Raw genomic sequence first — 24,319 nt, forward strand, 5'->3', positions numbered from 1 at the left:
GCACCCTCACGTCCCTCAGCGCCCCGAACCGGGCCTGGGGGGCGTCTGTGTGCAGGGGCGGCCGCCCGTGTACGCCGGGCACCCCCACCCCTCGCGGGGCCAATCCTCCGACCGTGTGGTGACGAATCAAGGAGGCAAGAGGCCGCGACCGTGGGCCTTTGTCTCCCGAGAGCGGGCCGCCATGTTGGTACTGATCCTCATCGGACTCCTGGGAGGGCTGATCACGGCGGTGTCACCGTGCATCCTGCCGGTCCTGCCGGTCGTGTTCCTGGCCGGCGGCCCCGGGACGGAATCCGAGACCAGCCCCGGGGCGGGGACCGGGACGCACCCGGGAAAGGGGAAGGGGCGGCAGCTGCCGGAGGGCGGTACGGCGGCCTCGGGCACCCTCGTGGCCGACCCGGAGTCGGGCACCCTCGTGGCCGACCCGGAGTCGGGCACTCGCGCGGCCGACCCGGGAGAGACTCCCCGGCACACGCGCAACCGGCGGCCCTACGCGGTGGTCGCGGGCCTGGTGCTCAGCTTCAGCTTCTTCACGCTGCTCGGCGTGACCCTGCTGTCGGCCCTCGGGCTGCCGCAGGACATCCTGCGCTACATCGGCCTGGCCCTCCTGGTCCTGATCGGGTTCGGCCTCATCTTCCCGCCCGTCGAGCGTCTCCTCGAGAAGCCGTTCGCCCGCCTCCCGCAGCGGCAGGTCAACAAGGGTGGCAGCGCGTTCGTCCTCGGCCTCGGACTCGGGCTGCTGTACGTGCCGTGCGCGGGTCCCGTACTGGCCGCGATCACGGTGGCCGGGGCGCGGGGGCAGATCAGCGGCGAGATCGTCGCGCTGACGATCTCGTTCGCCGTCGGCACGGCGATTCCGCTGCTCGCCTTCGCGCTCGCGGGACGAAGGGTGGCCGAGCGCGTCGCCGCCTTCCGCACCCGGGCCCGCAAGCTCCGCATCGGCGCCGGTGTGCTGATGGTCGCCCTCGCCTTCGCCCTGGCGTTCAACGTCACGGACGCCATTCAGCGCGCCCTGCCCGACTACACGTCGGCGGCCCAGAAGAAGATCGAGGACAGCGACACGGCCCGCCAGCAGCTGTCCGGGCTCTACGACAACTCCAACAAGGAGCTCTCCCGCTGCGAGGACGGCGTCGACCAACTCCGCTCCTGCGGCAGGGCCCCCGCCATCGACGGCATCGCGAAGTGGCTCAACACCCCCGGCGGCGCACCCGTCGACCTGGCCGCCCAGCACGGCAAGGTCGTACTGATCGACTTCTGGACCTACTCCTGCATCAACTGCCAGCGCAGCCTGCCGCACATCGAGGCGTGGAACGCCGCGTACAAGGCGTACGGACTCGAGGTGATCGGCGTCCACTCGCCGGAGTTCCCCTTCGAGAAGGACGCGGGCAACGTCGCGAGCCAGGCCAAGAAGCTCGGCGTGACCTACCCGGTCGCCCTCGACAACAAGCTGACCACCTGGGACAACTACCGCAACCGCTTCTGGCCCGCCAAGTACCTCGTCGACGCCAACGGGACGGTGCGCTACTTCAAGTTCGGCGAGGGCCAGTACGACCAGACCGAGGACCTGATCAGGACCCTCCTGCACCAGGCCAACCCCCAGGTGCAACTGCCGCCGAAGACCGGCCAGAAGGCCGATGTCCTGACCGCGGACCGCACCCCGGAGACGTACCTGAGCAACTTGCGCATCAGCGGATACGTCGGCACCCCGCTCGTCGACGACAAGCCGGCCACCTACCACTTCCCGGCCGCCATCCCCCTCAACAGCCTCTCCCTGGACGGGACTTGGACCGCAGGCTATGACCACTTCACCGCCGGCCAGAACGCGCGACTGGCCTTCACCTACCGGGCCAGGAACGTCAACTTGGTCCTGGGCGGCAACGGCCCCGTGACGGTCCTCGTCAACGGCAAGGTGACCAGGACGATCCAGGTGCACGGCACGCCGTCCCTGTACGCCCTCGTCAACGCCGCCACCCCCGCCCAGGCCCACCTCGAACTCCGCGTCGCCCCGGGAGTCGAGGGCTACGCCTTCACCTTCGGATAGGCAGGGGGAGGGGGCACGGGACCCGCCCGGCGCAGAGCCGGGGCCCGCCCGGTGCGAAAACCATCAGAACATCCGGAACCGCCTCGGCGATTGTGGCCTCTGGTCTCTTGTACGCCCGTCCGTCAAGAGAAGGCAGCAGCAAGACCCCATGTTTCCGCGCCTGCGACGCCCCCGCGTTCTCGTCCTCGGTCTCGCGCTCTGCCTCGGCGCGGGGGGCGCCGCCTGGTACGCGCTGCCCTCGCACGACGACGAGCCGGGGCCGGTCACCATCCGTGTCGACCAGGGAGGATACGTCGGCGGCGAAAGCAAGGCCGCCTACCTGATGGGGCCGAAGGGCAGGCTGGCGGGGACGCGCTTCGAGGTGGTCGACGAGGCCGGACGGGCCGTCCTGGAGGGCGCGCCCGGACCCAGTACCGGAGCGTGGAACGCGACGTACGACGCGGTGCGGCCCCTCGATATCTCCGCCCTCACCAAGGCCGGCACCTACCGGCTGCACGTGACCGGCACCGCCGAGGCCACCTCGCCACGGTTCACCGTGGCCCCGGCGGGCGACCTGATGAAGAACCTGGCGGCCGACAACGTCCGCTTCTTCCAGCGCAGCGCGACGGCGCCGACGTCGTCCCCGGCGTACTCGGGCGCCGGCCGTCCCACCTCGCGGACCGTTCGGCGACCGTGTACGCCACGCCCCGGTACAACGACGACGGCGCCGAGCTGACCGCCCCGCTGCGGCGGGACGGCGGTCCCGTCGACGTGTCGGGTGGCTGGTTCGACGCGGGGGACTACCTCAAGTTCACCCACACCGCCTCCTACGCGACGGACGAACTGCTGCTCGCGCAAAGGGCGTTGCCCGCCATCCCCGGGCTTTCGGCGGAGGCCAGGCACGGCCTGTCCTGGCTCGACAAGATGTGGGACGGCCGCACCCGTACGCTCTACGCCCAAGTCGGCCTGGGCGCCGGTGACAAGGACCTGCACAGCGATCACGACGTGTGGCGTCTGCCGGAGGCGGACGACGCGCTGAAGGTGCGTGACGGCGACGTGGACCAACTGGTCGGACTCCGCCCCGTCTTCCGCGCCAACCAGCCCGGCGCGCCCATCAGCCCCAACCTCGCGGGCCGGGTCGCCGCCGCCTTCGCGCTGGCCGCGCAGATCGATGCCGCCCATGACCCGGCCGGCGCCCGGCAGTGGCTGGACAAGGCGGCCGCCGTCTACGGCCAGGCCGACACACACGACCCCCGCAAGCTGGTCACCACCTTCCCGCACGCCTTCTACAGCGAGGACTCCTGGCAGGACGACATGGAGTTCGGAGCCGTTGAACTTGCCCTTGCGGCAAAGGAGTTGGGCGACGAGAGGGCCGAGGGCTGGCACGCGCAGGCCGGCGACTGGGCGCGGGCCTACCTGGCCTCGGGCAACCTCGGCACGCTCGGCGTCTCCGACGTGAGCGCGCCGGCCCACGCGGACCTGCTGCGGCTAGGCCCCTCGGACGTCGCCGCCGCCGACCTGCGCCGGCAGCTCGCCGACGGCGAGCGCCGCGCCGCGAAGGACCCCTTCCGCGCCGGTGCGGTCTATACGGACTTCGACGCCGTACCGCAGACCTTCGGCCTCGTCGCCACGGCCGCTCTCTACGCGAAGGCGACCGGCGACCACCGCTACGACGCCTTCGCCGGGCAGCAGCGCGGCTGGGCGCTGGGCGCCAACGCCTGGGGCTCGAGCTTCATGATCGGCACGGGTGAGGTGTTCCCGCACTGCCCGGCCCACCAGGTGGCCAACCTGGCGGGCAGCCTCACGGGCCAAGGCGCGCTGCTGCGCGGCGCGGTCGTCAACGGCCCCAACGGAGCCAAGAAGCTCTCCGGCGCCGACGACACCCTGGATGCGACGCGAGCGTGCGCCGCGGGCGACGCCGAGTGGAAGCGCTTCGACGGCAGGGGCGCCCGCTACGTCGACCGGGTCGGCGCCTGGCAGACGGTCGAGCCCGCCGACGACTTCACCTCGACGGCGCTCCTCGCCTTCGCCCTGTCCGCGGCATAACGCACGGCGGCACAGCGCGGGAGAGGAGTGGGCGGCCCGCGCTTGTTGGCGGCGCGCGGGCGGCCTACCGTGACGCCATGACCTCGGACCGCGACAGCGACCCCCTGCCGATGGCCGGCGCGAGGACGGCCGGGGCGGGATTCCCGGAGTCCCCGGGGCCGGGGTCGGCCGACCGGGCCGAGCAACTGCTGCTCGCCGGGGGCCGGTTGGTGGTGCACGGCCCCTGGGGGTCGGGGAAGTCCGTCCTGCTGTCGGCACTGGCCCACAGGGCGGCCGGGGCCGGCGTGCCGGTGCTGCGGGTGACGCCCGCCCCGGGGGATCGGAACCTCGCGTACGCCGCGCTAGCCACGCTGTTCGCCCTCCGGCCGCACGCCAGGGCCGAGGGAGGAGTGGTCGAGGCCAAGCGGCGGCTCCTGGCCGCCGCCATCGGACACGGGCCCGGAAACGCGGACGGGGACCCGTTGGCGGTTCGGTTCGCGCTGACGGATCTGTTCACGTCCCTGGCGCGGGAAGGGACGCGGGGAGGTGCCAGGGAGGGTGCGCGGGAAGCGACGCGGGGAGGCGCCCGGGAAGACCCTCCGCTCCTTCTGATCGACGACGCCCAGTGGCTCGACGCGGCCAGCGCGGACGTACTCGGGCACGCGCTGCGGGCGCTGGCGCCCGAGCGGCTGCGAGCGGTCGTCGCCGAGCGCGCCGCCCATGAGACGCCGCTCGCGGGCCGGCTGTGCGGGGACCACGCGATGCGGCTGCCCCTCGAACCGCTCACGCTCGACGAGGTGGCGGACCTGCTCAACGCCCAGGACCTGCCCGCCAGTTGGGCCGCGCGCGTGCACCGGCACTCCGGGGGTAACCCGGCATTGGTGCGGGCGATGGTGATCGGGCGGACGAGTCGCGCGGCGGATCCGTGGGGCCGCCTCGCGCCACCGGTGCCGGACGCGGTACGAGCCGCCGCCACCGCCTGGCTCGCCACCCTCGGCCCGCACACCCGGACAACGCTCCTGACCGCGGCCCTGGCACGCCGGCCGACCCCGGCCCTGCTGCGCCGGGCCGGCTGTGCCGATGCCACCGAGCAGCACCTGGCCGAGGCACGCAACGCCGGGATCGTACGGACCGGGGCGACCGGGGCCGTCGAGTTCACCGCGCGGGCGCTGCGGGACGCGGCCGCGCACCGCACGACGCGCTCGGCTTCGGCCGCCGCACATCTGGCGCTGGCCACGGCGGTGGACGACCCGGTGCGCGCCGTCCGGCACCGGCTCCTGGCCTCGGACGACTTCGACCAGGCGCTGGCGGAGCTGGGGGAGGGGGCGGCCCGCCGGGCCGGCTCGCGCGGCGAGCGGACCCTGGCCGCGGAGCTCCTGCTGCTGGCCGCCGACCGCACTCCGGCCGCCCTCCGCGCGGACCGGCTGCGCCGCCTCGCGGCGGCCGCGTCGCACGCCGCGGCGAGCGGCAGCTTCGACCTGGCCGTGCGGGTCGCCGACGCGGTGCGCGCCGCCGGAGCGGGCCGCGTGGAACAGGTCGCGGCGCTGCTCGCCGTGATCGACGCGGGCGGCCAGGCCATGGGAGAACTGGACGACATCATCGCCCGGGCCCGTGAACGGGCGGGCGACGACCCCGCGTTGCTGGCGGCCGTACAGCTTCGGGTCGCCGTACGGACGAACCTCTGCGCCGGCCTGCCGGGCAGCGCCCGCGCCGCCGCCGACCGCGCGGTGCGGATGGCCCGGAACGGCGGCGACCTCGCGCTCGAAGCCGCCGCCCTCAGCATGCGCGCCCGGATGGAGCGGATCACCGGGCACCCCGGCTCGACCCGGACCCTGGCGAGGGCGCTCGCCCTCGCGGTGCCCGCCGAGCGCGTGGGCATCCGCAACAGCCCGCAGTACCTTGCCGCGCGGCACGCCGTGTTCGACGACCGGCTCGGCTTCGCCCGCGAGGCCCTGCTGCGGCTCCTGCCGCTCGCCGAGCGCACCGGCGACGCGGAGGACCTGCAAGAGGTGCTGCGCAGTCTGGCCGAGGTCGACGCGCGCTCGGGCGCGTGCGCACAGGCCCTGGAGTGGAGCGAGCGGGCCCTGAGCCAGTGCGCCGGAGCGGGCCTCTCACCGGGGCCCGCCTCCTACACGGCCGCGCTGGTGCAGAGCGCGGGCGGCAGCTTCGCCGAGGCCGCCGCGCACGCCGCGCGGGGCGTGCGCATCTCGCGGGAGGAGCGCGACCTGGTCTTCACCTCGCGCAACCTCTTCGCGCTGGGGACCGTACGCCTGGTCACGGGGCACCTGGCGGAGGCGGTGGAGGCGCTGCGCGAGGTCGCCACGCTGGAAGCGGATCAGCAGGTGCGCGACGCGACCGCGCTGCGCTGGCAGCCCGAGCTGATCGAGACGCTCGTGGGCCTGGGCCGACTGGACGAGGCCCACGCCCTGCTGGCCGGAGCTCGGCGGGCCATGGGTTCCCGGGCGCTGGACACCGGGGCGGGCGCCGCGCTGGCCAGGGCGGAGGCTTCCTACCGCGACAGGACCGGCGAACCGGACGTGGCCCGCACGCTCCTTGAGGCCTCGCTCGCCCAATTCCGTTCCCTGGGGCTCCCGTTGGAGGAGGGCCGCGCCCTCGTACAGCTCGCCCGCCTCGAACGCGGCCGGCGCCGGCAGGCCGCGTCGAGGGAGGCGGCGCACCGTGCCCTGGGTCTGTTCGTCCGCGTCCACGCCCACCCCTGGGCCGCGCTCCTCGGCGGCCCCATGGCGCCTCCGTCGGGCCCCCTGACCGAAGCGGAGGCCGGACTGGCCGCGATCGTCGCCGAGGGGGCCACCAACCAGGAAGCAGCGCACCGCCTCCACCTGTCGGTGAAGACGGTGGAGGCGATGCTGAGCCGCATCTATCGCAAACTCGCCGTCCGGTCGCGGACCGAACTCGGCTCGGTGCTCAGGCGGTTGACGCCGTCCGGCTGACGCGACGCAGCCGGGCGGAGCGCCGCCGGAAGGCACCTGGGGGCGCCGGTCATCCGCCGCCCCGACGGTTTCAGGTGACGTTCCACTGGAAGGAGGTGCTGCCATGGGTGCCGTTGGCCTCGGTCGCGGTCACGGTGACCGCTGACGTACCCCTGACCGTCGGCGTGCCGGAGACGAGGCCGGTCGTCGCGTTGATGCTCACACCCGAGGGCAGCCCGGTGGCCGCGAACGTCACGGCTCCGCCGTCACTCGCCTTGGCCTGGATCGTGAAGGAGAAGATCCAGTAGCCGACCCAACTCGCTTGATTTCCGGGATTGTTGACGGTGACCGTCCCACTGCCTCCCGCCGGCTTCACCGTCCACGTGAAGGAGGCGCTGCCCGCGGCCTTGGACTGATCGGTGGCCGTGACGGTGACCCGGTAGGTACCGGCCGCCGTGGGTGTGCCGGAGATCAGACCGGTGGAGGCGTTGATCCCGAGGCCGGCCGGAAGTCCCGTCGCGCTGTAGGCCAGGGTGGCGCCGGGCGTGCTGTCCGTGGCGGCGACCTGCAGGCGGGCGGGGCTCGCGACCGTGCCGCTCTGGTCACCGGGATTGGTCACGGTCACGCTGGTGCCGGGAGCGCCGCCGGTGGCGAGCCGCACACCCAGGTCGCTCAGCGCGTTGGTGAGCGGGTAGAAGCTGCTCACGGTGTCACTGCCGCCGCTCACCACGCCGAGCGCCGTCGAGCCGTCGTACAGGCCGCCGCCGCTGTCACCGGACTGCGTGAGGTTACCGGTCTGGATCAGGTGGTTGACCACGACGCCGTTGTCGTACGTGACGGTCTGGTCCACCGCGTTGACGGTGCCGCAGGTGGTGCCGGACGTCGCGCCGTCCTTGCACACGCTCTCGCCGACCCGTGCGGTGCCCACCTTGGTGAACGTGGTGGTGTCGGGGGTCAGCGCGTTGGTCACGAGGCTCGCGTCGGTGCCGTTGGGGCCGACCTTCACGGTCTTGCCGATGAAGTCGCCCGCAGGCGTCTGCCATCCGTTCGCGGCCTTGCAATGACCGGCCGTGAGTACGTAATTGCTCTGGCCGTCCGTGACGTTGAACCCGATCGAGCACCAACTGCCGGTGTTCCCGACCACCTGGAGCTTGTCGCCGGTGTGGGTGGTGCTCTGCTGCACCATCCTGCCCTTGGTGTGCTCGACGCGTACCGCGCCGCCGAGGGCGGACGCCTTCGCGAGCAGTCTGCTCAGGTCCGGCCCCTGTGCCGCGTCACTGACGGTGAGGACCACCTGTCCGGCCACCGGGTCGAGGCCGTACGCCGTGTTGGGCACGGCCGGCAGGGCGGCCAGCTCCGCCCTGGCCGCCTCCGACCGTGCGACGGGGGCGGCCGGGTGGGCACGGGCCTCGGCGCCCCGCGCCGCGAACGCGGGCGGCGCGGACAGCGCCGCGGCGGCGGCCACCCCGCACAACACGGCGGCACCGGCACGTCTGGATATGTTCATTCCACACCTCTCGAAGGTCGGGGAGAGCGGTGCGGACATACTCGATCCGCCCGGCAGCGTGCGGCATCGGGGAAATCCCTTGTCCTTCTCGGCGTTGGAGCGAGGGCTCCGCCGCGTATAGCGAGGGCTCCGCCACGTATAAAGGGAGGTTGGGGACGGATCGACAGGGATCCACCGCCTACGACGGGAGTCTTGTCCATGAATCTGCCTGCCACCGGCCGCCGCGTCCTTGTGAGTGGTGCCTCGCGGGGACTCGGCCGAGCCGTCTGCCGGGCGTTCGCGGCCAACGGTGACCGCGTCGCCGTGCACTACGGTTCGCGCGAGGACGAGGCGCGGACGACGCTGGACTCCCTGGAGGGGAAGGGGCACGGGCTCGTCGGTGGTGACCTGTCCGACCCCGCCGGGGCGGCGGCCGTGGAGTCGGCGGCGGCCGAACTGCTGGGCGGGATCGATGTGCTGGTGAACAACGCGGCCGTGAATCTGCGCCACCCGCTCGCCGAGACCTCGTACGACGAGTGGGTCGACGTGTGGCGGCGCCACGTCACGGTGAACCTGCTGGGCACGGCCCATCTCAGCTACCTCGTCGGCCGCCGCGTCATCGGGCAGGGGACGGCCGGCCGGATCGTCAACATCGGCTCGCGCGGCGCGTTCAAGGGCGAGCCGGACCATCCCGCCTACGGCGCGACGAAGGCGGCCGTGCACGCGCTCGGCCAGTCACTCGCCGTCTCGCTCGCCCCGTACGGCATCGGCGTCGCCTCCGTCGCCCCCGGGTTCTTCGACACCGAGCGGGTGGCGCCCCGCCTGAGCGGCGCCGAGGGCGAGGCGATCCGGGCGCAGAGCCCGTTCGGCCGGGTGGCGTCGGCGCGGGAGGTCGCGTCGGCGGTCCTGTGGCTGGCGTCGCCGGAGGCCGAGTGGGCCTCGGGGTCGGTCCTGGATCTGAACGGCGCGTCGTACCTTCGGACGTGACCGGCCCCGGTACGCGGCGGGCCTTCGGGCGTGACGGGCCCCGGTAGCGGCGGGCCTTCGGACGCGAGGGAACGCAGGAGTGCCGAGGAAGCCGCGTCAGGGGCGGCGGGCCCGCGTCGGGGAGGGCGGGGTCAGGGGAAGTAGAGGGACGCCTTCTCCAGCACGTGGCCGGTGAACATCCCGCCCCACACGACCCCGCCCCGGTACATGGTGACCCGGCTGACCCCCGAGGCGGCTTCCACGGTGAGCGGCCGGCCGATCACGGACGTCTCCAGGACCCGGGCGTCCCGCGCGGCCCACTCCCGCGCGGACGCCTGAACACCCCCGCTGATCAAGGCGGGCAGGACCATCATGGCGTTGCGCGCGCCGGGCAGCCCGCCGCGGCAGCTCCTCGCGTAGGACATCGCCTGTCGGCGGCGAGCCGCTCGCGGAGTGCCTCAAGGTAGGTGTGGGCCGCATCGCCCGAGGGCGTTCCGTCAGCCGGCTGCCGAGTCATGCGCGGATCGTCCACCACTTGCGGGGGCGGGGGAAAGGGTTCCGCCTCGACGCGGACGTTTCCGCCTCCCGCCGGGCGGCCGGGCTCGGGCGGGGCGACGGCTCACAGGGCGGGCTTGCCGGGCTGGTCGTGGGTCGAGCAGTGGATGCCGCCGCCACCGGAGGCGATGGTGTCGATCTTCACCATCACGATGTCGCGCTTGGGGAAGTGCTCCTGGAGAATGCCCTTCGCCCGGTCGTCGGCCTGCGCGTCGCCGAAGCGGGGCATGAACACGGAGTCGTTGGCGACGTAGAAGTTCGCGTAGGTGGAGACGAAGGCGTCGCCCCGGCCGGTGATCCGGTCGAGGTCGGGCTGTGGCAGGTCGATGACCTGAAGTCGCTTGCCCCGCGCGTCCGTTGCCTGCTTGAGGACCGACCTGGCCTGGTCCGCCGACTGCGACCAGACGTCCGGCGGGCTGCCGGGGAAGGCCTGGTCGACCAGGACGACCCCCGGCGCGGTGAAGCGGGCGATGCTGTCGACGTGTGCGTCCGTGATGTCCTTGCCCCGCACTCCGGCCAGCCACAGCACCTTCTTCACGCCGAGGCTGCTCTTGAGTTCGGCCTCGATCTGGTCCCGCGTCTTGCCGGGGTTGCGGTTCTTGTTGACCACCGAGCTCTCGGTGACCATCAGCGTGCCCTCGCCGTCGGTCTCGAACGAACCACCCTCGGCGACCAGCGGCGCCTTGGCGCGCGCGATGCCGTACTTCGCCAGCAACAGGCGGCCGACCTGCGCGTCGTTGGTGTGGACCTGCTTGTTGCCCCAACCACTGAAGTTGAAGTCGACGCCCAGGGTGTGGCCGTCCTCCTCCACGAACACCGGCACCGTGTCACGGGCCCACAGGTCGTCCACGGCCAGCGGAATCACCTCGACCTGGGAACCGCACGCCGACTGGGCCGCCGACTGCTGGTCGGGCCTGGCCATCATGACCACCGGCTCGTACTCCGCGACGGCCCGGGCCACCCGGGCGATGTCCGCGCGCACGGACGGGAGTTCCTCGCCCCACACCGAGTCGAGCGCGGGCCACGACATGAACGTACGGGCGTGACTGTCCCACTCGGCGCCGAAGCGACGCCCCGCCGTCCGCTCGCCGGCCGCCGCGGGTGAGGCCGAGGCCGGTCCTGCCGGTTCGTCCCCGGGGCCGCAGGCCGCGGAGAAGAGGGAGAGCGCGCCGATGCCGGCGAACGTGCGCAGCGCGGTGCGCCGGGACATGGGGGGAGGGGTCACGGAGAAACTCCTGCGTGGTGCTGGTGGGGCGGCGTTCGGGACGTACAGAAGCCGGGCGGATGCCGGGCAGAACCCGAAACGCGCTCCCTTGGGAGGAAAGTAGCCGAGGGTGTTTTTCTTTTCGCGCACCCGGGGGAGCGCGTGCGTGTTGGGGCGCCACGAGGGCGGATCCCGGATCAGGGGTGCGGCTGCTGCATCGTGGAGCAGTGGATTCCGCCGCCTCCGGTCATGAGGCGGTCCACGTCGAGTTGGACCACCTCGCGCCCGGGGAACGCCTCGGCGAGGGTCCGGCGGGCCGCCGCGTCCTTCGCGGTGTCGCCGAACTGCGCGGTGATGACGGCGCCGTTGACGAGGTGGAAGTTGAGATAGGAGTCGACGAACGCCGAACTCCGGGACCGTACGGTGTCGGGGCCGTCCACCCGGATCACCCGGAGCCGCCTGCCGCGCGCGTCGGTGGCAGCGGACAGGATCGCGAACTGCTCGCGCGCGTCCCGGGCCCAGACGTCGTTCCGGTCCTCGGGCGGCAGCTGCACCAGGACGACACCGGGGCGGACGAAGCGGGAGGTGACGTCGATGTGGTTGTCGGTGATGTCCCGGCCGCGCACGCCGGGAACCCAGATCATCTTCTCGGCGCCGTAGGCCTTGAGCACGGCCTCCTCGATCTCGGGACGGCTCATCCCGCGATTGCGGTTCTTGTTCACGAGACTGCTCTCGGTGGCCATGACCGTGCCGTCGCCGTCGGTCTCCACCGAGCCGCCCTCCCCGACGAACCCGGCCCAGTGGAATCCGAGCCCGCTGAACTCGGCCACGTGCGGGGCGACTTCGGCATCGTCGTGATGGGTCTGCTTGTTGCCCCAGCCGTTGAAGTTGAGGCCGACGGCGTCGAGGCCGCCGTGGCCGTCGCGGCGGAAGACCGCGCAGGTGTCACGCATCCACAGGTCGTCGGTGGGGATCGAGTCGATGACGGTGACGCCCGGCCCGCAGGCGGACCTGGCCTGCGCGGCCGTGTAGTCGTCCGGGGCACACATGACGACGGTCTCGTACGCCGCGACCGTACGGGCGATCAGCGCGATGTCCTGCTGTACGCCGCCCAGTCGACGCCCCCAGACGGACCTGCGCGACGGCCAGGACATCCAGGTCCTGACATGCGCCACATCGTCCGCCGGGACCCGCCAGTCGCCGTTCGCGCGGCCGGCGCCGGGCTCGGCGCCGGGGTTCGTGCCGAAGAGGGCATCCAGCAGACGCCTGCCTGTGGGGAGGTGGCTCATGGGTGGTGCTCCACATCACGTGCTGTTGAACGAGGGGGGTGAGGCCTACGGTCCAGGGACGGGCCGACGCGGGCTCGCTGGAGCGTCACCTCGTGTGTACGGGGATGGGGCGCCCGGCACACGGGGACACACCGAGACACACCGGGAGTCCGGGTGTCTCGCCTGGCTCCACTCTCGCACTGACTGAAAATTCAGTCAAGAAGAGAGGCGGGGGTCAGGGGAGACACCTCGGAGTGGGGACGCCCGGGACCCCGGGCCTGCGGGAGCCCGGGGATCGGGCCTACCGGATCGGCCTACCGGATCAGGCCTACCGGATCAGGCCTACGGGCTCGGGAGGAGCTCCCGTTCCAGGGCCGCCGCCACGTGGGCCCTCGCCTCCAAGGTGGTGACGAGGCCGGCCAGCCAGCGGCCACTGAGGCCTTCGACCAGGGCGGTCAGCCGGATCGCGGCGGCACGTGAGTCCACCGAGGCCGGGATGGTGCCGTCGTCCTGACCGTCGGCGATCAGCTCGGCCAGATCGACGAGCCAGCGCTCGGTCAGCGCGGTCAGGACCGGCCGGAGGCCTTCGTCGAAGGTGGCCGCCGCGCGCACCTCGGCCCACACCGCGGAGTTCTCGCGTACCGCGGCATCGTCCTGGAACTCTGCGGCGAGAAGGCGAAGGAGCAGCTCACGGGCGGGGGAGTCGTCGTCCTCCGCGATGTCCGCGTAGCCCTCGGCACGGTCGTTGACGTACTCGAGGGCGCTGGTGACCAGGCCCGCGCGATCGCGGAAGTGGTAGTAGATCAGCGTCTTGGAGACGCCCGCCTCGGCGGCGACGTCCTCCACCCGCAGCCCTCGGACGCCCCGCAGGGCTATCACTCGGCAGGTCGCTTCCAGCAGCTTGGCGCGTCGAGTACTCACGTTCGTACAGTAACCATTCAACAGCGGTGCGCTTGCCGTCCGGCGCGCACTGCTACGCGCGCTCCAGCCGCTCCAGCTCCACGGCGATCGCTTCGAGCAGCAGGGTGCGGGCGTGCTTCAGCGGAAGGATGCCGCTGAGCCAGCGCATGCTGAGCCCTTCGAGGAGCGCCGTGAGCCGCTCGGCGGAGGCGGCCAGGCCGGCGGCGGGGGACATGGGGCTGACCTGGCCGAGCAGCTCGGCGATCTCCTGCACCCAGACCAGCGTGGCCTTGGCGAGGTCCTCGCGCAGTTCGGGATCGAAGACGGCGTGTGCCCGCAGCTCGCCCCAGGCCGTGCTGTTCTCCCGGACGACGGGTTCGTCCTGCAGCTCGAGAAGGAGGGTCTGCTCCAGTTCCTGGCGCGGATCGAGGGGCTCGGACCGTGCCTCGCGCTCGGTGGTGTACCGCTCGGCGCGGTCGCTGATGAACTCCAGGGTGCGGCGCAGGATTCCGGCCCGGTCCTTGAAGTGGTAGTAGATCAGCGCGGTGGACACCCCGGCCTCGGCGGCCAGTTCCTCCACCCGCAGTCCCCGAACTCCGCGCCGGGCGATGACCCGCGCGGCTGCTTCCATGATCGCTGTTCTACGGTCACCCACGGTTCACCACCCTATATCCGCCGTGCCCGGCCGGATCCTGACGGGTGGGCGGGCCGAGGTGCTCAGTGAGGCTGGTGGGGAGCGGCGGCGGGCCGGGCCACGACTGCCTGCGGAAGCGGAACCGGATTCACCGCACCCCGCAGAGCCACGCGCCACCGCGGGGCCGCACCTGGTCGGAGAGGGCCTGGTGCGGCCGGCCGGGGAATGGCGGTCAGCGCCAGCGGTTGTTGCTGGTGTGGTCACCGGCGAGCCAGCGGGCGAGGTCGGCGTGTGCGGTGGCGCGCTGCTCGGCGTCGATCCTCTCCACGTCGGGGTGGTCGACGGCGAACTCCAGGATCAGCCCGTTGGGGTCCGTGACGTACAGCGAAACGCAGAAGCCGTGGTCGAGCACATGGGGGTTCGTTTCCGTGAGGCCGGCCGCGTTGATGCGCTCGCGGATGGCTTCCTGTACATCGGCCTCGACTTTGAAGGCTATGTGGCGCAAGGGAGTTGAGTTGATGCTGGTCCTGAACTCCTCCTGGTCCTTGGCGTCGGCGAACTGGAAGAAGGCGAGCGCACTGCCGTCGGCCAGACCGTAGAGGGCGTGACTGTAAGCGCGCTCGGCGCCGGCCATCACCTCGTGCTCGGTCCATGTGGCTACCAGAGGCAGGCCGATCACGTCCTCGTAGAAGCGCCGGTTGGCTTCCTGGTCGTCGGTGATCCAGGCGTGGTGATGCAGTCGGAGGGGCAGGCCCTGAGCCTGAGCCTGCGCTTGGGGCCTGGGCTGTGTCTGTGTCTGCGTCATGTCGAGTCATCTCCGTTACGTGTATGGGGTGTTGGGCCGGTCGCCGGGAGAGCTGGTTGGCGACGCCCTGAACAGCATGCCGCCAAATCAGGTTGAACTTTAAATCAATTTGGGCCATGTTTGCGGGGGTAGGCAGGGCCGGCGAGCTGGATGACCGGCCGGACGGATCCCGGCGGGCCCGGGCGTCACGCGCGGGAACGCGGCCAGGGGGCGCGACGCCCCTTCCGCGCTGTCGACGGCCTCACAGTCGTGCCGCCAGATCTCTTGACTGAATTTTCAGTCAGTGAGATGTTCAGGCCACGCGCCGCCGACCCGCCAAGTAGTCGGCCCGCATCGAAAGAGGTCTTCCTCATGCTCTTCCACGCCCCTGTCCCGGGTTCCTGCCCGGGCGCTCACCCGGAGCCGCGGACATGCGACTGACCCCCACGGAACGTGACCGGCTCCTGCTGTTCGGCGCCGCCGAGCTGGCTCGCGCACGACAGGCCCGGGGACTGCGGCTGAACATTCCGGAGGCGACCGCGCTCATCGCCGACACGGTGTGCGAGGCGGCCCGGGACGGCGCCCGTCTCGCCGAGGCGGTCGCCGCGGCCCGCAAGGTCCTCGGGCCTGACGACGTACTGCCCGGCGTACCCGATGTCGTCACCGAGATCCATGTGGAGGCGGTGTTCGACGACGGAAGCAGGCTGGCCGTGGTCGGGGATCCCTTCGGCGGCGGCGGTCGCGGCGCGCTCGCCCCGGGGGCGGTACTGCCCGGTGCCGAGGACGTTCGCGACCCCGAGCCGGTGTGTCTGCTGACGGTCCGCAACGCCGCCGAGGTCCCGATCAGCGTCACCTCGCACTTCCACTTCTTCGAGTGCAACCCCCGGCTGGATTTCGACCGGGCTGCTGCTTATGGCATGCGGTTGTGTGTGCCGGCGGGGTCGTCGGTGAGGTTCGGGCCGGGGGAGAGTGCGGAGGTCGGCCTCGTGCCCATCGGTGGCGCGCGTGTCGCGATCGGCTTCGCGGGTCTGGTGGACGGGCCGCTCGATGCGCCCGGCGCGAAGGACGAGGCCCTGCGCAGGGCCGCTGCCTGCGGATACCTCGGAACCGGTGCGGGAGAGGGAGACAAGTGATGGACCCGTATGAGTACGCCTCCGTGCACGGCACCCGTGCGGGGGACCGGATCCGGCTGGGGGACTCCGGTCTGACCGTGCGCGTCGAGTCCGACTCGCAGGCCCCGGGTGATGAGTTCCTGGCCGGGTTCGGCAAGACGGCCCGGGACGGGCTGCATCTGAAGGCGGCCGCCGTCCGCGAGACGTGTGATGTCGTGATCAGCAACGTCGTCGTCATCGACGCGGTGCAGGGCATCCGCAAGGTGTCGATCGGTATCCGTGAGGGGCGGATCTGCTCGGTCGGGCGGGCCGGGAATCCGGACACGCTCGACGGGGTGGACGTCGTGGTCGGCACCGGCACGTCGATCGTCTCGGGCGAGGGGCTGATCGCGACCGCCGGGGCGGTCGACACCCATGTGCATCTGTTGTCGCCGCGCATCATGGAGGCCTCCCTCGCCTCGGGTGTGACGACGATCATCGGGCAGGAGTTCGGCCCGGTGTGGGGGGTGGGGGTGAACTCGCCGTGGGCGTTGCGCAACGCCTTCGCGGCGTTCGACGCGTGGCCGGTCAACATCGGTTTCCTGGGCCGGGGTTCGTCCTCGCATCCGGCTCCGTTGGTGGAGGCGTTGGCGGAGGGCGGGGCGTGCGGGTTCAAGGTGCATGAGGACATGGGCGCGCACACCCGGGCGTTGGATACGGCGTTGCGGGTGGCGGAGGAGCACGATGTCCAAGTCGCCCTGCACAGCGACGGGTTGAACGAGTGCCTGACGGTCGAGGACACCTTGAAGGTGCTGGAGGGGCGCACGATCCACGCCTTCCACATCGAGGGGTGCGGGGGCGGGCATGTGCCGAACGTGCTGAAGATGGCGGGGGTGGCGAACGTGATCGGCTCGTCCACGAATCCGACGCTGCCGTTCGGGCGGGACGCGGTCGCGGAGCATTACGGCATGATCGTCTCGGTGCACGATCTGAAGACGGATCTGCCGGGGGACGCGGCGATGGCCCGGGACCGGATCCGGGCGGGCACGATGGGTGCCGAGGACGTGCTGCACGACCTGGGTGCGATCGGTATCACGTCCTCGGACGCGCAGGGCATGGGCCGGGCCGGTGAGACGGTGCGGCGCACGTTCGCGATGGCGGGGAAGATGAAGGCCGAGCTGGGCCCACTGGAGGGCGACGGGGACGGCGACGACAACGCGCGGGTGCTGCGCTATATGGCGAAGCTGACCATCAACCCCGCGATCGCGCACGGTCTCTCGCACGAGATCGGCTCCATCGAGGTCGGCAAGATGGCCGACATCGTGCTGTGGCGGCCGGCCTACTTCGGTGCCAAGCCGCAGATGGTCCTCAAGTCCGGCTTCCCCGCGTGGGGTGTCACCGGCGACCCCAACGCCGCCACGGATCGCTGTGAACCCCTGGTCCTAGGGCCGTTGTTCGGCGGCCACGGGGCCACGCCGGCCGACTTGTCCGTGGCGTTCGTCAGCCGGGCCGCGGCCGAGTCCGGCTCTTCGGGGCGGCCGTACGACTCGCTGCCCACCCGCCGCCGCCGGGTCGCGGTCCGCGGCACCCGTGGCATCGGCCCCGCCGACCTGCTGCTCAACTCGCGTCTGGGCGAGGTGGGGGTCGGGGCGGACACCGGGCTCGTGACCCTGGACGGCGTTCCCATCAGCTCGCAACCGGCTCAGGAGGTATCCCTGAGCCGCCTGTACTTCCTCTAGCCGACGAGCCGCCCTCGTATACGAGCGGTCGGACCGCAGGTCGGTCCGCTCGCCGAGTGGCCGAGATCCTTCGGCCTTTTGTATTGACTGAATTTTCAGTTCAGTGGAGTATTCCGGGCACACCAGCGGTCAGCACGGCCCTCGTCCGCCCGGCCCCACTCCCGGACGACCGGACCGGATTCAGCCACACACCCTCGTGGCCCCCGATCCACGTCCCCGCTTGCCCGTCCTTGTGAAGACCCGACGAAGAGAGTTGTGATGACCTTCCGCATGCCCGCCGAGTGGACCGAGCACGAGTGCTGTCTGATGGCCTGGCCCACCCGGCCCGACCTGTGGGGTGCCGTCCTGGAGCAGGCCAAGCAGGAGTACGCCCAAGTGGCCCGCGCGATCGCCGGGTTCGAGCCGGTGACCATGGTCGCGCCGCCCGGCCACGCCGAGGAGGCCCGCTCCCGGTGCGGCGACGGCGTCGAGGTGATCGAACTGGAGCTGGACGACTCGTGGTTCAGGGACTCCGCGCCGATCTTCGTGCTCGACGCCGAAGGCCACCGCGCCGGCGTCGACTTCCGCTTCAACGCCTGGGGCCGCAAGCACCACCCGTACGACGCCGACGACCGGCTCGGGGGGCTGCTCCTGGAGCGCCTCGGCGAGAACGCGATCCGCTCCGAGATGATCCTCGAAGGCGGCGCGGTCACCGTGGACGGCGAGGGCACCCTGATCACCACCGAACAGTGCCTGCTCCACCCCAACCGCAACCCGGGCCTGAACAGGGACGAGATCGAGGCGGAGCTGAAGGCGCGGCTCGGCGTCACCAAGGTCGTCTGGCTGCCGTACGGCGGGCTCCTGGACACCGAGACCGACGGCCACGTGGACGGCGTCTGCGCCTTCGTCGCCCCGGGCAAGGTCGTGGTCCAGCTCCCCGACGACCCGGAGCACCCCGACTACGCGCGGATGCGCGCCAACCGCGCGGTCCTCGAAGCCACCCCCGACGCCCAGGGGCGCACCCTGGAGATCGTCGACCTCCCGCAGAGCGCGTTCACCGAGGTCGACGGGGAAACCGTCGAGGTCGGCTACCTGAACTTCTACCTGGCCAACGGCGGCGTCGTCGTCCCCATTGCCGGACTGCCCCAGGACGCCGAGGCGCTGGCCGTCATCGCCGCCGCCTGCCCCGACCGCAAGGTCGTCGGCGTTCCCACCACGGCGCTCGCCCACGGTGGCGGCGGCATCCACTGCATCACCCAGCAGGTACCCGCCGCGCCCCGCCGAGCCTGACCCCTCCCGCCCAGCGCCGCCCGCCCGGTCCCTGACCGCGAGACCGGGCGGGCCACCCCGCCCCACCTCCATCGCGCCCGTACGGAGAGGAACCGCGCCGATGCCCACCCCACCGCCCCGGCCCAGGGAGCGCCGTCCCCACCGGCTCGCCCTGATCGCCGCGGCCCTGTCCGCCGCCCTCCTGATGTCCGCCTGCGCGGGACCTCCCGGCACCAACTCCCCAGCCGCGGCAGCCGACTTCGAGCTGTCCGCCGGCACTCCGCCGGCCAAGGGCGAGATCGACTCGTTCGGCTGGGCCCTGTACGCGGAACCCCCGACGCTCGACTACATCTCCGCCTTCGACTACCCGCAGAACATGATTCTCTCCAATGTCTGCGAGAGCCTGATGCGCTGGACGCCCCAGCTCAAGACGGTCCCGGGCCTGGCCGAAAAGGCGACCAACCCCGACCCGTCGACCTGGGTCTACGACCTGCGCCCCGGTGTGCGCTTCCACAACGGCGCCACCATGACCGCCGACGACGTCGTCTTCAGCCTCGGCCGGCAGATGAACCCGGACAACGGGGCATCCTGGGCGCAGGTCTTCGAGAACGTCGGCTCGGTCACCAAGACCGGCCCGCTCCAGGTCACCGTGAAGCTGAAGCGGCCCGACTCCCAGTTCCCCCAGTACATGGCGACCGCCGCGGGTGTGGTCGCGAGCCGGGCCGGGGTGGAGGCGGCGGGCAAGGACTACGGCACCTCCGGCGGCCTCGACTGCACGGGACCGTACGAGCTCGGAAAATGGGAGAAGGGCCAGTCGATCGAGCTCGACCGGTTCGCCGGGTACTGGGGGGCCAGGGCCAAGTCCGGCAAAGTGCTGTTCCGCTTCCTCACCGACTCCTCCGCGCGCACCAAGGCCATGCTCAGCGGCGAAGTGGACGGCGGGTACCTCATCCCCACCGAGAGCTACGGGGCGCTGCGCTCCAGCGGCGCCGGCACCCTCTACTTCGGCGAGGGCCTCAGCACCGACAACGTCAATGTGACCAACATGCACGGCGTGCTCGGCGACGTCCGGGTGCGGCAGGCCCTCTCCCTCGCCCTGGACCGCCGGGGCTTCGTCAAGACCGGCCTCGGCGGTGCCGGAACCGTCACCCACTCCCTCACCACCAGAGCGGCGTGGGCCGAGGCGCCCGAACAGGTCCGGCAGGCCGCCTTCGCGGGGCTGCCCTCCACCGAGCCGAACCTGGACGAGGCCAGGAAGCTCATCAAGCAAGCCGGGGCCAGCGGGAAGAGGGTGACCGTCGCGACCAGCTCGATCGGGCAGGACGTGTCGCTGCTCGCCACCGCCCTCCAGGCGGCCGGCACCCAGATCGGGCTCGACGTCCAGCTGAAGACGATCGCCCCGAACGCCTTCACCGCACTGTTCACCGACCCCAAGGCGCGCGAGGGCATCGACCTGTTCCCGGAGACGTACTACGACTCCATCACCGACCCGCTGGACCTCCTGAGCAACTTCCGCACCGGCGCCTACCAGAACTACGCCGGATACAGCGACCGCTCCTACGACCGGCTCGTCGACCAGGCGCGCGCCGCCTACGACCCGGCCACCCGCTTCGCCGTCGAGGCGAAGCTCCAGCGGAAGGCGGCCGAGCAGGTGCTGTGGATCCCCGTCGCCGAATGGCCGACCGCCGTGTTCCTCAACAAGCGGATCACCGGCGCCCCCACCACCATCTCCTACCTGTACTACCCCTGGGCGGCGGATGTGGGGGCGGCACGGTGAGCTTCCTCAGATTCGGCCTGCGCCGTCTCGCCGAAATGGCGGTGACCCTGCTGGCGGCCTCGTTCGTGATCTTCGGCGCGATGTATCTGGCGCCGGGCAGCCCCGCCAGCTTCCTGCTGTCCGGACGCTCCGCATCGCCGGCCGCGCTGGAGGCCATCAACCGGCAGTACCACCTCGACGACCCGTTCGCCGTACGGTACTTGCGCTGGCTCGGCCAGCTGCTGCACGGCGACTTCGGCCGGTCGATCACCTACCGCACCGATGTGTCACGGCTGCTCGCCGACCGTCTCCCCAGCACCCTGCTCCTGGTCACCATGGCCCTGGTGCTCGTCGTGGTCGTGGGTCTCGTGCTCGGCCGGATCGCGGCGGTGCGCGGCGGCGCGGTGGACTCGACGATCCTGGTCACCACCACGCTGGCCGTCGGCACCCCGTCCTTCGTCGCCGCCGTCCTGCTGCAAGGCCTGTTCGCGGTGCGGCTGCACTGGTTCCCGGCCGGCGGAACCGGCGACGGGCTCGCCCAGATGCTCTGGCACCTGACCCTCCCCGCCGTAGCGCTCGCCCTGTACCTGATCGGCATGCTCGCCCGGGTCACCCGCAGCGCCATGGTCGAGGTCCTCGGACAGGAGCACGTGACCGTCGCCCTCAGCCGGGGCGTGCCCCGACGAAAAGTGATGGGCCGTCATGTGTTCCGCAACGCGCTCGGCACGGTCCTCACCACCGGCGGTCTGATCGTGTCCACCCTCCTGGTGTGCACCGTCCTCGTCGAGTCGGCGTTCGGCGTCGGCGGCATCGGCCAGCTCCTCGAACTCTCCATCACCACCAAGGACTTCCCGACCGTGCAGGCCATCTCACTGACCATGGTCGGCCTGTTCATGGCAGTGAACCTGGCCGTCGACCTGGCCCATCCCCTGGTCGACCCGCGCATCGCCCTCGGCCCCCGGAGGTCCGCCGCATGAGCGTCGCCGTCCTGCGGCGCCCGGGCCTGTCCCGGCTCCGCACCCCTCGCGCCCCCCTGTACCTGCTGTGCCTCGCCTTCGTCACCCTCGTCGTCCTCGCGGCACTGCTCGCCCCCTGGCTCTCTCCCGCCGACCCCAACGCCGTGGACCTGGGCAACGCGCTAGCGGGCCCGTCCGCCGCCCACCCCTTCGGCGTCGACTCCTCGGGCCGCGACACCCTGGCCCGCCTGGTCACCGGCGCCCGCACCTCCCTGCTCGGGCCGCTCGGCGTGGTCGCCTTCTCCACCCTGGCCGGCGTGGCCATCGGGACCACCGCGGCCTGGCGGGGCGGCTGGCTCGACTCGGTGCTCTCCCGCAGCACCGAACTCGTCTTCGCCTTCCCCGGCATGCTCCTCGCGATCCTCATCGTCGCGGTGTACGGAGAGGGCCTCACCGCCCCGGTCATCGCACTCGCCGTCGCCTACCTCCCGTACGTCAGCAGACTCACCCGCTCCCTGGTGCTCGCCGAACGCGAACGCCCTTATGTGAACGCCTACGTGGTGCAGGGCCACTCCGGAGTGCAGATCTGTCTTCGGCACGTGCTGCCCAACGTGGGACCCGTCGTCCTCGCCCAGTCCACCATCAACTTCGGGTACGCCCTCATCGACCTGGCCGGGCTCTCCTTCCTCGGCCTCGGCGTCCCCGCGCTCACCCCCGACTGGGGCCGCATGGTGCTCGACGGCCAGACCGCCATCCAGCGCGGCTACCCGCTCTCGGCGATCTGGCCGTGCGTCGCGATCGTCCTCACCGTCGTCGCGTTCAACGTCGTCGGCGAGCGCTGGGCCGACCGCGTCGCCAGGAGGGACCGATGAACACCCAACGGACGCGCGGCACTTCCGCGCCCAGGAGCCCCGCCGGGGCCTCGCCCGTACTCGACATCCGAGGGCTGCGCCTGCGCCTCCCGCACACCGTCCGGCCCGTGCTCGACGGCGTCGACCTCACCGTGACGGCCGGGGAGACCGTCGCCCTGGTCGGCGAGTCGGGCTCCGGCAAGACCCTCACCTCACGCAGCGCGCTGCGCCTCCTGCCTCCCGGTGCCACCACCGAAGGCACCGTCGAGGTGGCGGGCGAGGACGTGCTCACCATGACCGCCGCACGCCTGCGCGCGCTGCGCACCGGTACGGCCGCCATGATCTTCCAGGACCCCCGCGCGGCCATCAACCCGCTGCGCCGGATCGGTGACTTCCTCACCGAGAGCCTGCGCCTCAACGCCGGAACACCGGCCGAGGAGGCCGAGCGCCGAGCGGGGGAGATGCTCGTGGCGGTCGGCCTCACCCCGGCCGCGATGCGCCACTACCCGGGGCAGCTCTCCGGCGGGATGCTCCAACGCGTCATGATCGCGGCCGCGTTGATGGGGGAGCCCGCACTGCTCCTCGCCGACGAAGCCACCACGGCCCTGGACGTCACCACCCAGGCCGAGGTCGTCGCCCTCCTCGGGGACCTGCGCGACCGCTTCGGCACCGGGCTGCTCTTCGTGACCCACGACCTCGGCCTCGCCGCGACCATCAGCGACCGGGTGTACGTGATGTACGCCGGGCGCATCGTCGAGACGGGACCCGCCGACACGCTGTTCGCCCGGCCCCGCCACCCGTACACGGCAGCCCTGCTCGCGGCCACCCCGAGGCTCGACGCCCCGCAGGGCCGGCTGAACGCCATCGACGGCCAACCACCGGACCTGCGCGTCGAGTTGACGGGTTGTCCCTTCGCGCCACGTTGTGTCCACGCCACCGCGCTCTGTACGGAACAGGCCCCCGGGGACCGGGCGGTCACGGACGGCCCCGCCGGGCGTGCACACCGTGTCGCCTGCCACCACAGCGACCGCCTCCAGGGGAGTGCCGCCCATGACTGAGACCGTGCTGCACGTCAGCGGCGTACACCGCCGGTACGGGGACGTCCGGGCCGTCGACGACGTGTCGTTCTCCCTCGCCAGGGGCGGCTCGCTCGGCATCGTCGGAGAATCCGGCTCGGGCAAGACCACCACGGCCCGGATCGTCGTGGGCCTGGAGGCCGCGGACTCGGGGCACGTACGGGTGGGCGGCCGCGAGCGCACGCGCCGGGTGCGCGGCCGGGCGGCCCGGCTCGCGCGGGCCCGCGAGGTCCAGATGGTCTTCCAGGACCCCTTCCTCTCGCTCGATCCGAGGGTGAGCGTCGAGGCGGCGCTGAGGGAGACCCTGCGCCTGCACTTCCCCGGCGCCGACCACGCCCGCCGGCTGGCCGAACTCCTCGACCAGGTCGGCCTGGGGGCGCGGACCCGCGACGCGCTGCCCCGCCAGCTGTCGGGCGGCCAGCGCCAGCGGGTCGCCATCGCCCGCGCACTCGCGGTGGAGCCGGCCCTACTCGTGCTGGACGAAGCCGTCGCCGCCCTGGACGTGTCCGTGCAGGCCCAGATCCTCAACCTGCTGGCCGACATCCGCGCGGAGACGGGCGTCGGCTATCTGTTCATCACCCACGACCTCGGGGTGGTGCGCTGTGTCACCGACGACGTGATCGTCATGCGACGGGGCCGGATCGTCGAAGCGGGCAGCACCGAACAGGTCCTCTCCGCTCCCCAACATCCCTACACACGGCTCCTGTTGGAGTCCGTGCCGCGTCCCGGCTGGGATCCGCACGCCATCGCGGCCGCACGCCGGGCGCTGCACGCCGTCCCCTCCCATCCCGACAGCACCAACGGCCAGAGCACCGTACACAACTGATCGG

At 71.9% G+C, this 24,319-nt stretch carries 19 protein-coding genes and 1 pseudogene; 13 read left to right on the forward strand and 7 right to left on the reverse strand.

Going from position 1 to position 24,319, the window contains the following annotated elements:
• Window positions 1-181 precede the first annotated feature (181 nt).
• The 4 genes and pseudogenes from ACFYZA_RS03105 (at window position 182) to ACFYZA_RS03120 (ending at window position 6,996) form a co-directional block, all read left to right on the forward strand.
• Window positions 182-2,041 (forward strand): cytochrome c biogenesis protein CcdA, encoded by a 1,860-nt coding sequence (locus ACFYZA_RS03105; RefSeq protein ID WP_388486634.1) that lies wholly within the window; start codon window positions 182-184, stop codon window positions 2,039-2,041.
• A gap of 322 nt (window positions 2,042-2,363) precedes the next feature.
• Window positions 2,364-2,489: pseudogene (locus ACFYZA_RS03110) on the forward strand (hypothetical protein); the annotation flags it as partial.
• Window positions 2,462-4,066: a glycoside hydrolase family 9 protein gene (locus ACFYZA_RS03115; protein ID WP_388486636.1), complete on the forward strand. Its 1,605-nt coding sequence runs from the start codon at window positions 2,462-2,464 to the stop codon at window positions 4,064-4,066. The pseudogene ACFYZA_RS03110 and the gene ACFYZA_RS03115, both read left to right, overlap by 28 nt.
• A gap of 77 nt (window positions 4,067-4,143) precedes the next feature.
• Window positions 4,144-6,996, forward strand: coding sequence for an AAA family ATPase (locus ACFYZA_RS03120; RefSeq protein ID WP_388486638.1), 2,853 nt, complete (start codon window positions 4,144-4,146; stop codon window positions 6,994-6,996).
• 70 nt (window positions 6,997-7,066) lie between these two features.
• Here ACFYZA_RS03120 and ACFYZA_RS03125 read toward each other — a convergent pair whose 3' ends face one another.
• Complete coding sequence (locus tag ACFYZA_RS03125) at window positions 7,067-8,482, reverse strand: putative Ig domain-containing protein (RefSeq protein WP_388486640.1); 1,416 nt, start codon at window positions 8,480-8,482, stop codon at window positions 7,067-7,069.
• Window positions 8,483-8,680: 198 nt separating this feature from the next.
• Between ACFYZA_RS03125 and ACFYZA_RS03130 the strand changes: the two genes are divergently transcribed.
• A complete protein-coding gene (locus tag ACFYZA_RS03130) occupies window positions 8,681-9,448 on the forward strand; it encodes an SDR family NAD(P)-dependent oxidoreductase (RefSeq protein ID WP_382583984.1) in 768 nt (255 codons plus the stop codon).
• A 131-nt stretch (window positions 9,449-9,579) separates the two neighbouring features.
• On the opposite strand, the gene ACFYZA_RS03135 is transcribed toward ACFYZA_RS03130, so the two are convergent.
• From ACFYZA_RS03135 to ACFYZA_RS03160, 6 genes are all read right to left on the reverse strand, one after another.
• Complete coding sequence (locus tag ACFYZA_RS03135) at window positions 9,580-9,852, reverse strand: hypothetical protein (protein WP_382583981.1); 273 nt, start codon at window positions 9,850-9,852, stop codon at window positions 9,580-9,582.
• A gap of 194 nt (window positions 9,853-10,046) precedes the next feature.
• Complete coding sequence (locus ACFYZA_RS03140; protein WP_388487967.1) at window positions 10,047-11,192, reverse strand: agmatine/peptidylarginine deiminase; 1,146 nt, start codon at window positions 11,190-11,192, stop codon at window positions 10,047-10,049.
• 191 nt (window positions 11,193-11,383) lie between these two features.
• Window positions 11,384-12,475 (reverse strand): agmatine/peptidylarginine deiminase, encoded by a 1,092-nt coding sequence (locus tag ACFYZA_RS03145; protein WP_388486643.1) that lies wholly within the window; start codon window positions 12,473-12,475, stop codon window positions 11,384-11,386.
• A 321-nt stretch (window positions 12,476-12,796) separates the two neighbouring features.
• Window positions 12,797-13,375, reverse strand: a complete 579-nt coding sequence (locus ACFYZA_RS03150) for a TetR/AcrR family transcriptional regulator (protein ID WP_388486645.1) — start codon at window positions 13,373-13,375, stop codon at window positions 12,797-12,799.
• A gap of 52 nt (window positions 13,376-13,427) precedes the next feature.
• Window positions 13,428-13,985, reverse strand: coding sequence for a TetR/AcrR family transcriptional regulator (locus ACFYZA_RS03155; RefSeq protein WP_388486648.1), 558 nt, complete (start codon window positions 13,983-13,985; stop codon window positions 13,428-13,430).
• 235 nt (window positions 13,986-14,220) lie between these two features.
• Window positions 14,221-14,793: a VOC family protein gene (locus ACFYZA_RS03160; protein ID WP_388486650.1), complete on the reverse strand. Its 573-nt coding sequence runs from the start codon at window positions 14,791-14,793 to the stop codon at window positions 14,221-14,223.
• Window positions 14,794-15,203: 410 nt separating this feature from the next.
• Between ACFYZA_RS03160 and ureA the strand changes: the two genes are divergently transcribed.
• The 8 genes from ureA (at window position 15,204) to ACFYZA_RS03200 (ending at window position 24,315) form a co-directional block, all read left to right on the forward strand.
• Window positions 15,204-15,905 (forward strand): urease subunit gamma, encoded by a 702-nt coding sequence (gene ureA / locus ACFYZA_RS03165; RefSeq protein ID WP_388486653.1) that lies wholly within the window; start codon window positions 15,204-15,206, stop codon window positions 15,903-15,905.
• Window positions 15,905-17,602 (forward strand): urease subunit alpha, encoded by a 1,698-nt coding sequence (locus ACFYZA_RS03170; protein WP_388486655.1) that lies wholly within the window; start codon window positions 15,905-15,907, stop codon window positions 17,600-17,602. The genes ureA and ACFYZA_RS03170 overlap by 1 nt, the downstream gene beginning before the upstream one ends.
• A gap of 258 nt (window positions 17,603-17,860) precedes the next feature.
• Window positions 17,861-18,871, forward strand: coding sequence for an agmatine/peptidylarginine deiminase (locus ACFYZA_RS03175; RefSeq protein ID WP_388486656.1), 1,011 nt, complete (start codon window positions 17,861-17,863; stop codon window positions 18,869-18,871).
• A 100-nt stretch (window positions 18,872-18,971) separates the two neighbouring features.
• Window positions 18,972-20,627 (forward strand): ABC transporter substrate-binding protein, encoded by a 1,656-nt coding sequence (locus ACFYZA_RS03180; protein WP_388486659.1) that lies wholly within the window; start codon window positions 18,972-18,974, stop codon window positions 20,625-20,627.
• Window positions 20,624-21,583 carry an ABC transporter permease gene (locus tag ACFYZA_RS03185; protein WP_388486662.1) on the forward strand — a complete coding sequence of 320 codons (960 nt, stop codon included), beginning with the start codon at window positions 20,624-20,626 and terminating at the stop codon, window positions 21,581-21,583. The genes ACFYZA_RS03180 and ACFYZA_RS03185 overlap by 4 nt, the downstream gene beginning before the upstream one ends.
• The gene (locus ACFYZA_RS03190) at window positions 21,580-22,434 is read left to right on the forward strand and encodes an ABC transporter permease (protein ID WP_382583955.1); all 855 of its coding nucleotides are present in this window, start codon (window positions 21,580-21,582) and stop codon (window positions 22,432-22,434) included. Before ACFYZA_RS03185 ends, ACFYZA_RS03190 begins: the two co-directional genes overlap by 4 nt.
• On the forward strand, window positions 22,431-23,471 hold the full coding sequence (locus ACFYZA_RS03195) for an ABC transporter ATP-binding protein (protein WP_382583952.1): 1,041 nt from the start codon (window positions 22,431-22,433) through the stop codon (window positions 23,469-23,471). The genes ACFYZA_RS03190 and ACFYZA_RS03195 overlap by 4 nt, the downstream gene beginning before the upstream one ends.
• Window positions 23,464-24,315 (forward strand): ABC transporter ATP-binding protein, encoded by an 852-nt coding sequence (locus ACFYZA_RS03200; RefSeq protein WP_388486665.1) that lies wholly within the window; start codon window positions 23,464-23,466, stop codon window positions 24,313-24,315. The genes ACFYZA_RS03195 and ACFYZA_RS03200 overlap by 8 nt, the downstream gene beginning before the upstream one ends.
• Window positions 24,316-24,319: the final 4 nt, after the last annotated feature.

It is taken from the genome of Streptomyces sp. NPDC001828 (assembly GCF_042892175.1).
Lineage (GTDB): Bacteria > Actinomycetota > Actinomycetes > Streptomycetales > Streptomycetaceae > Streptomyces.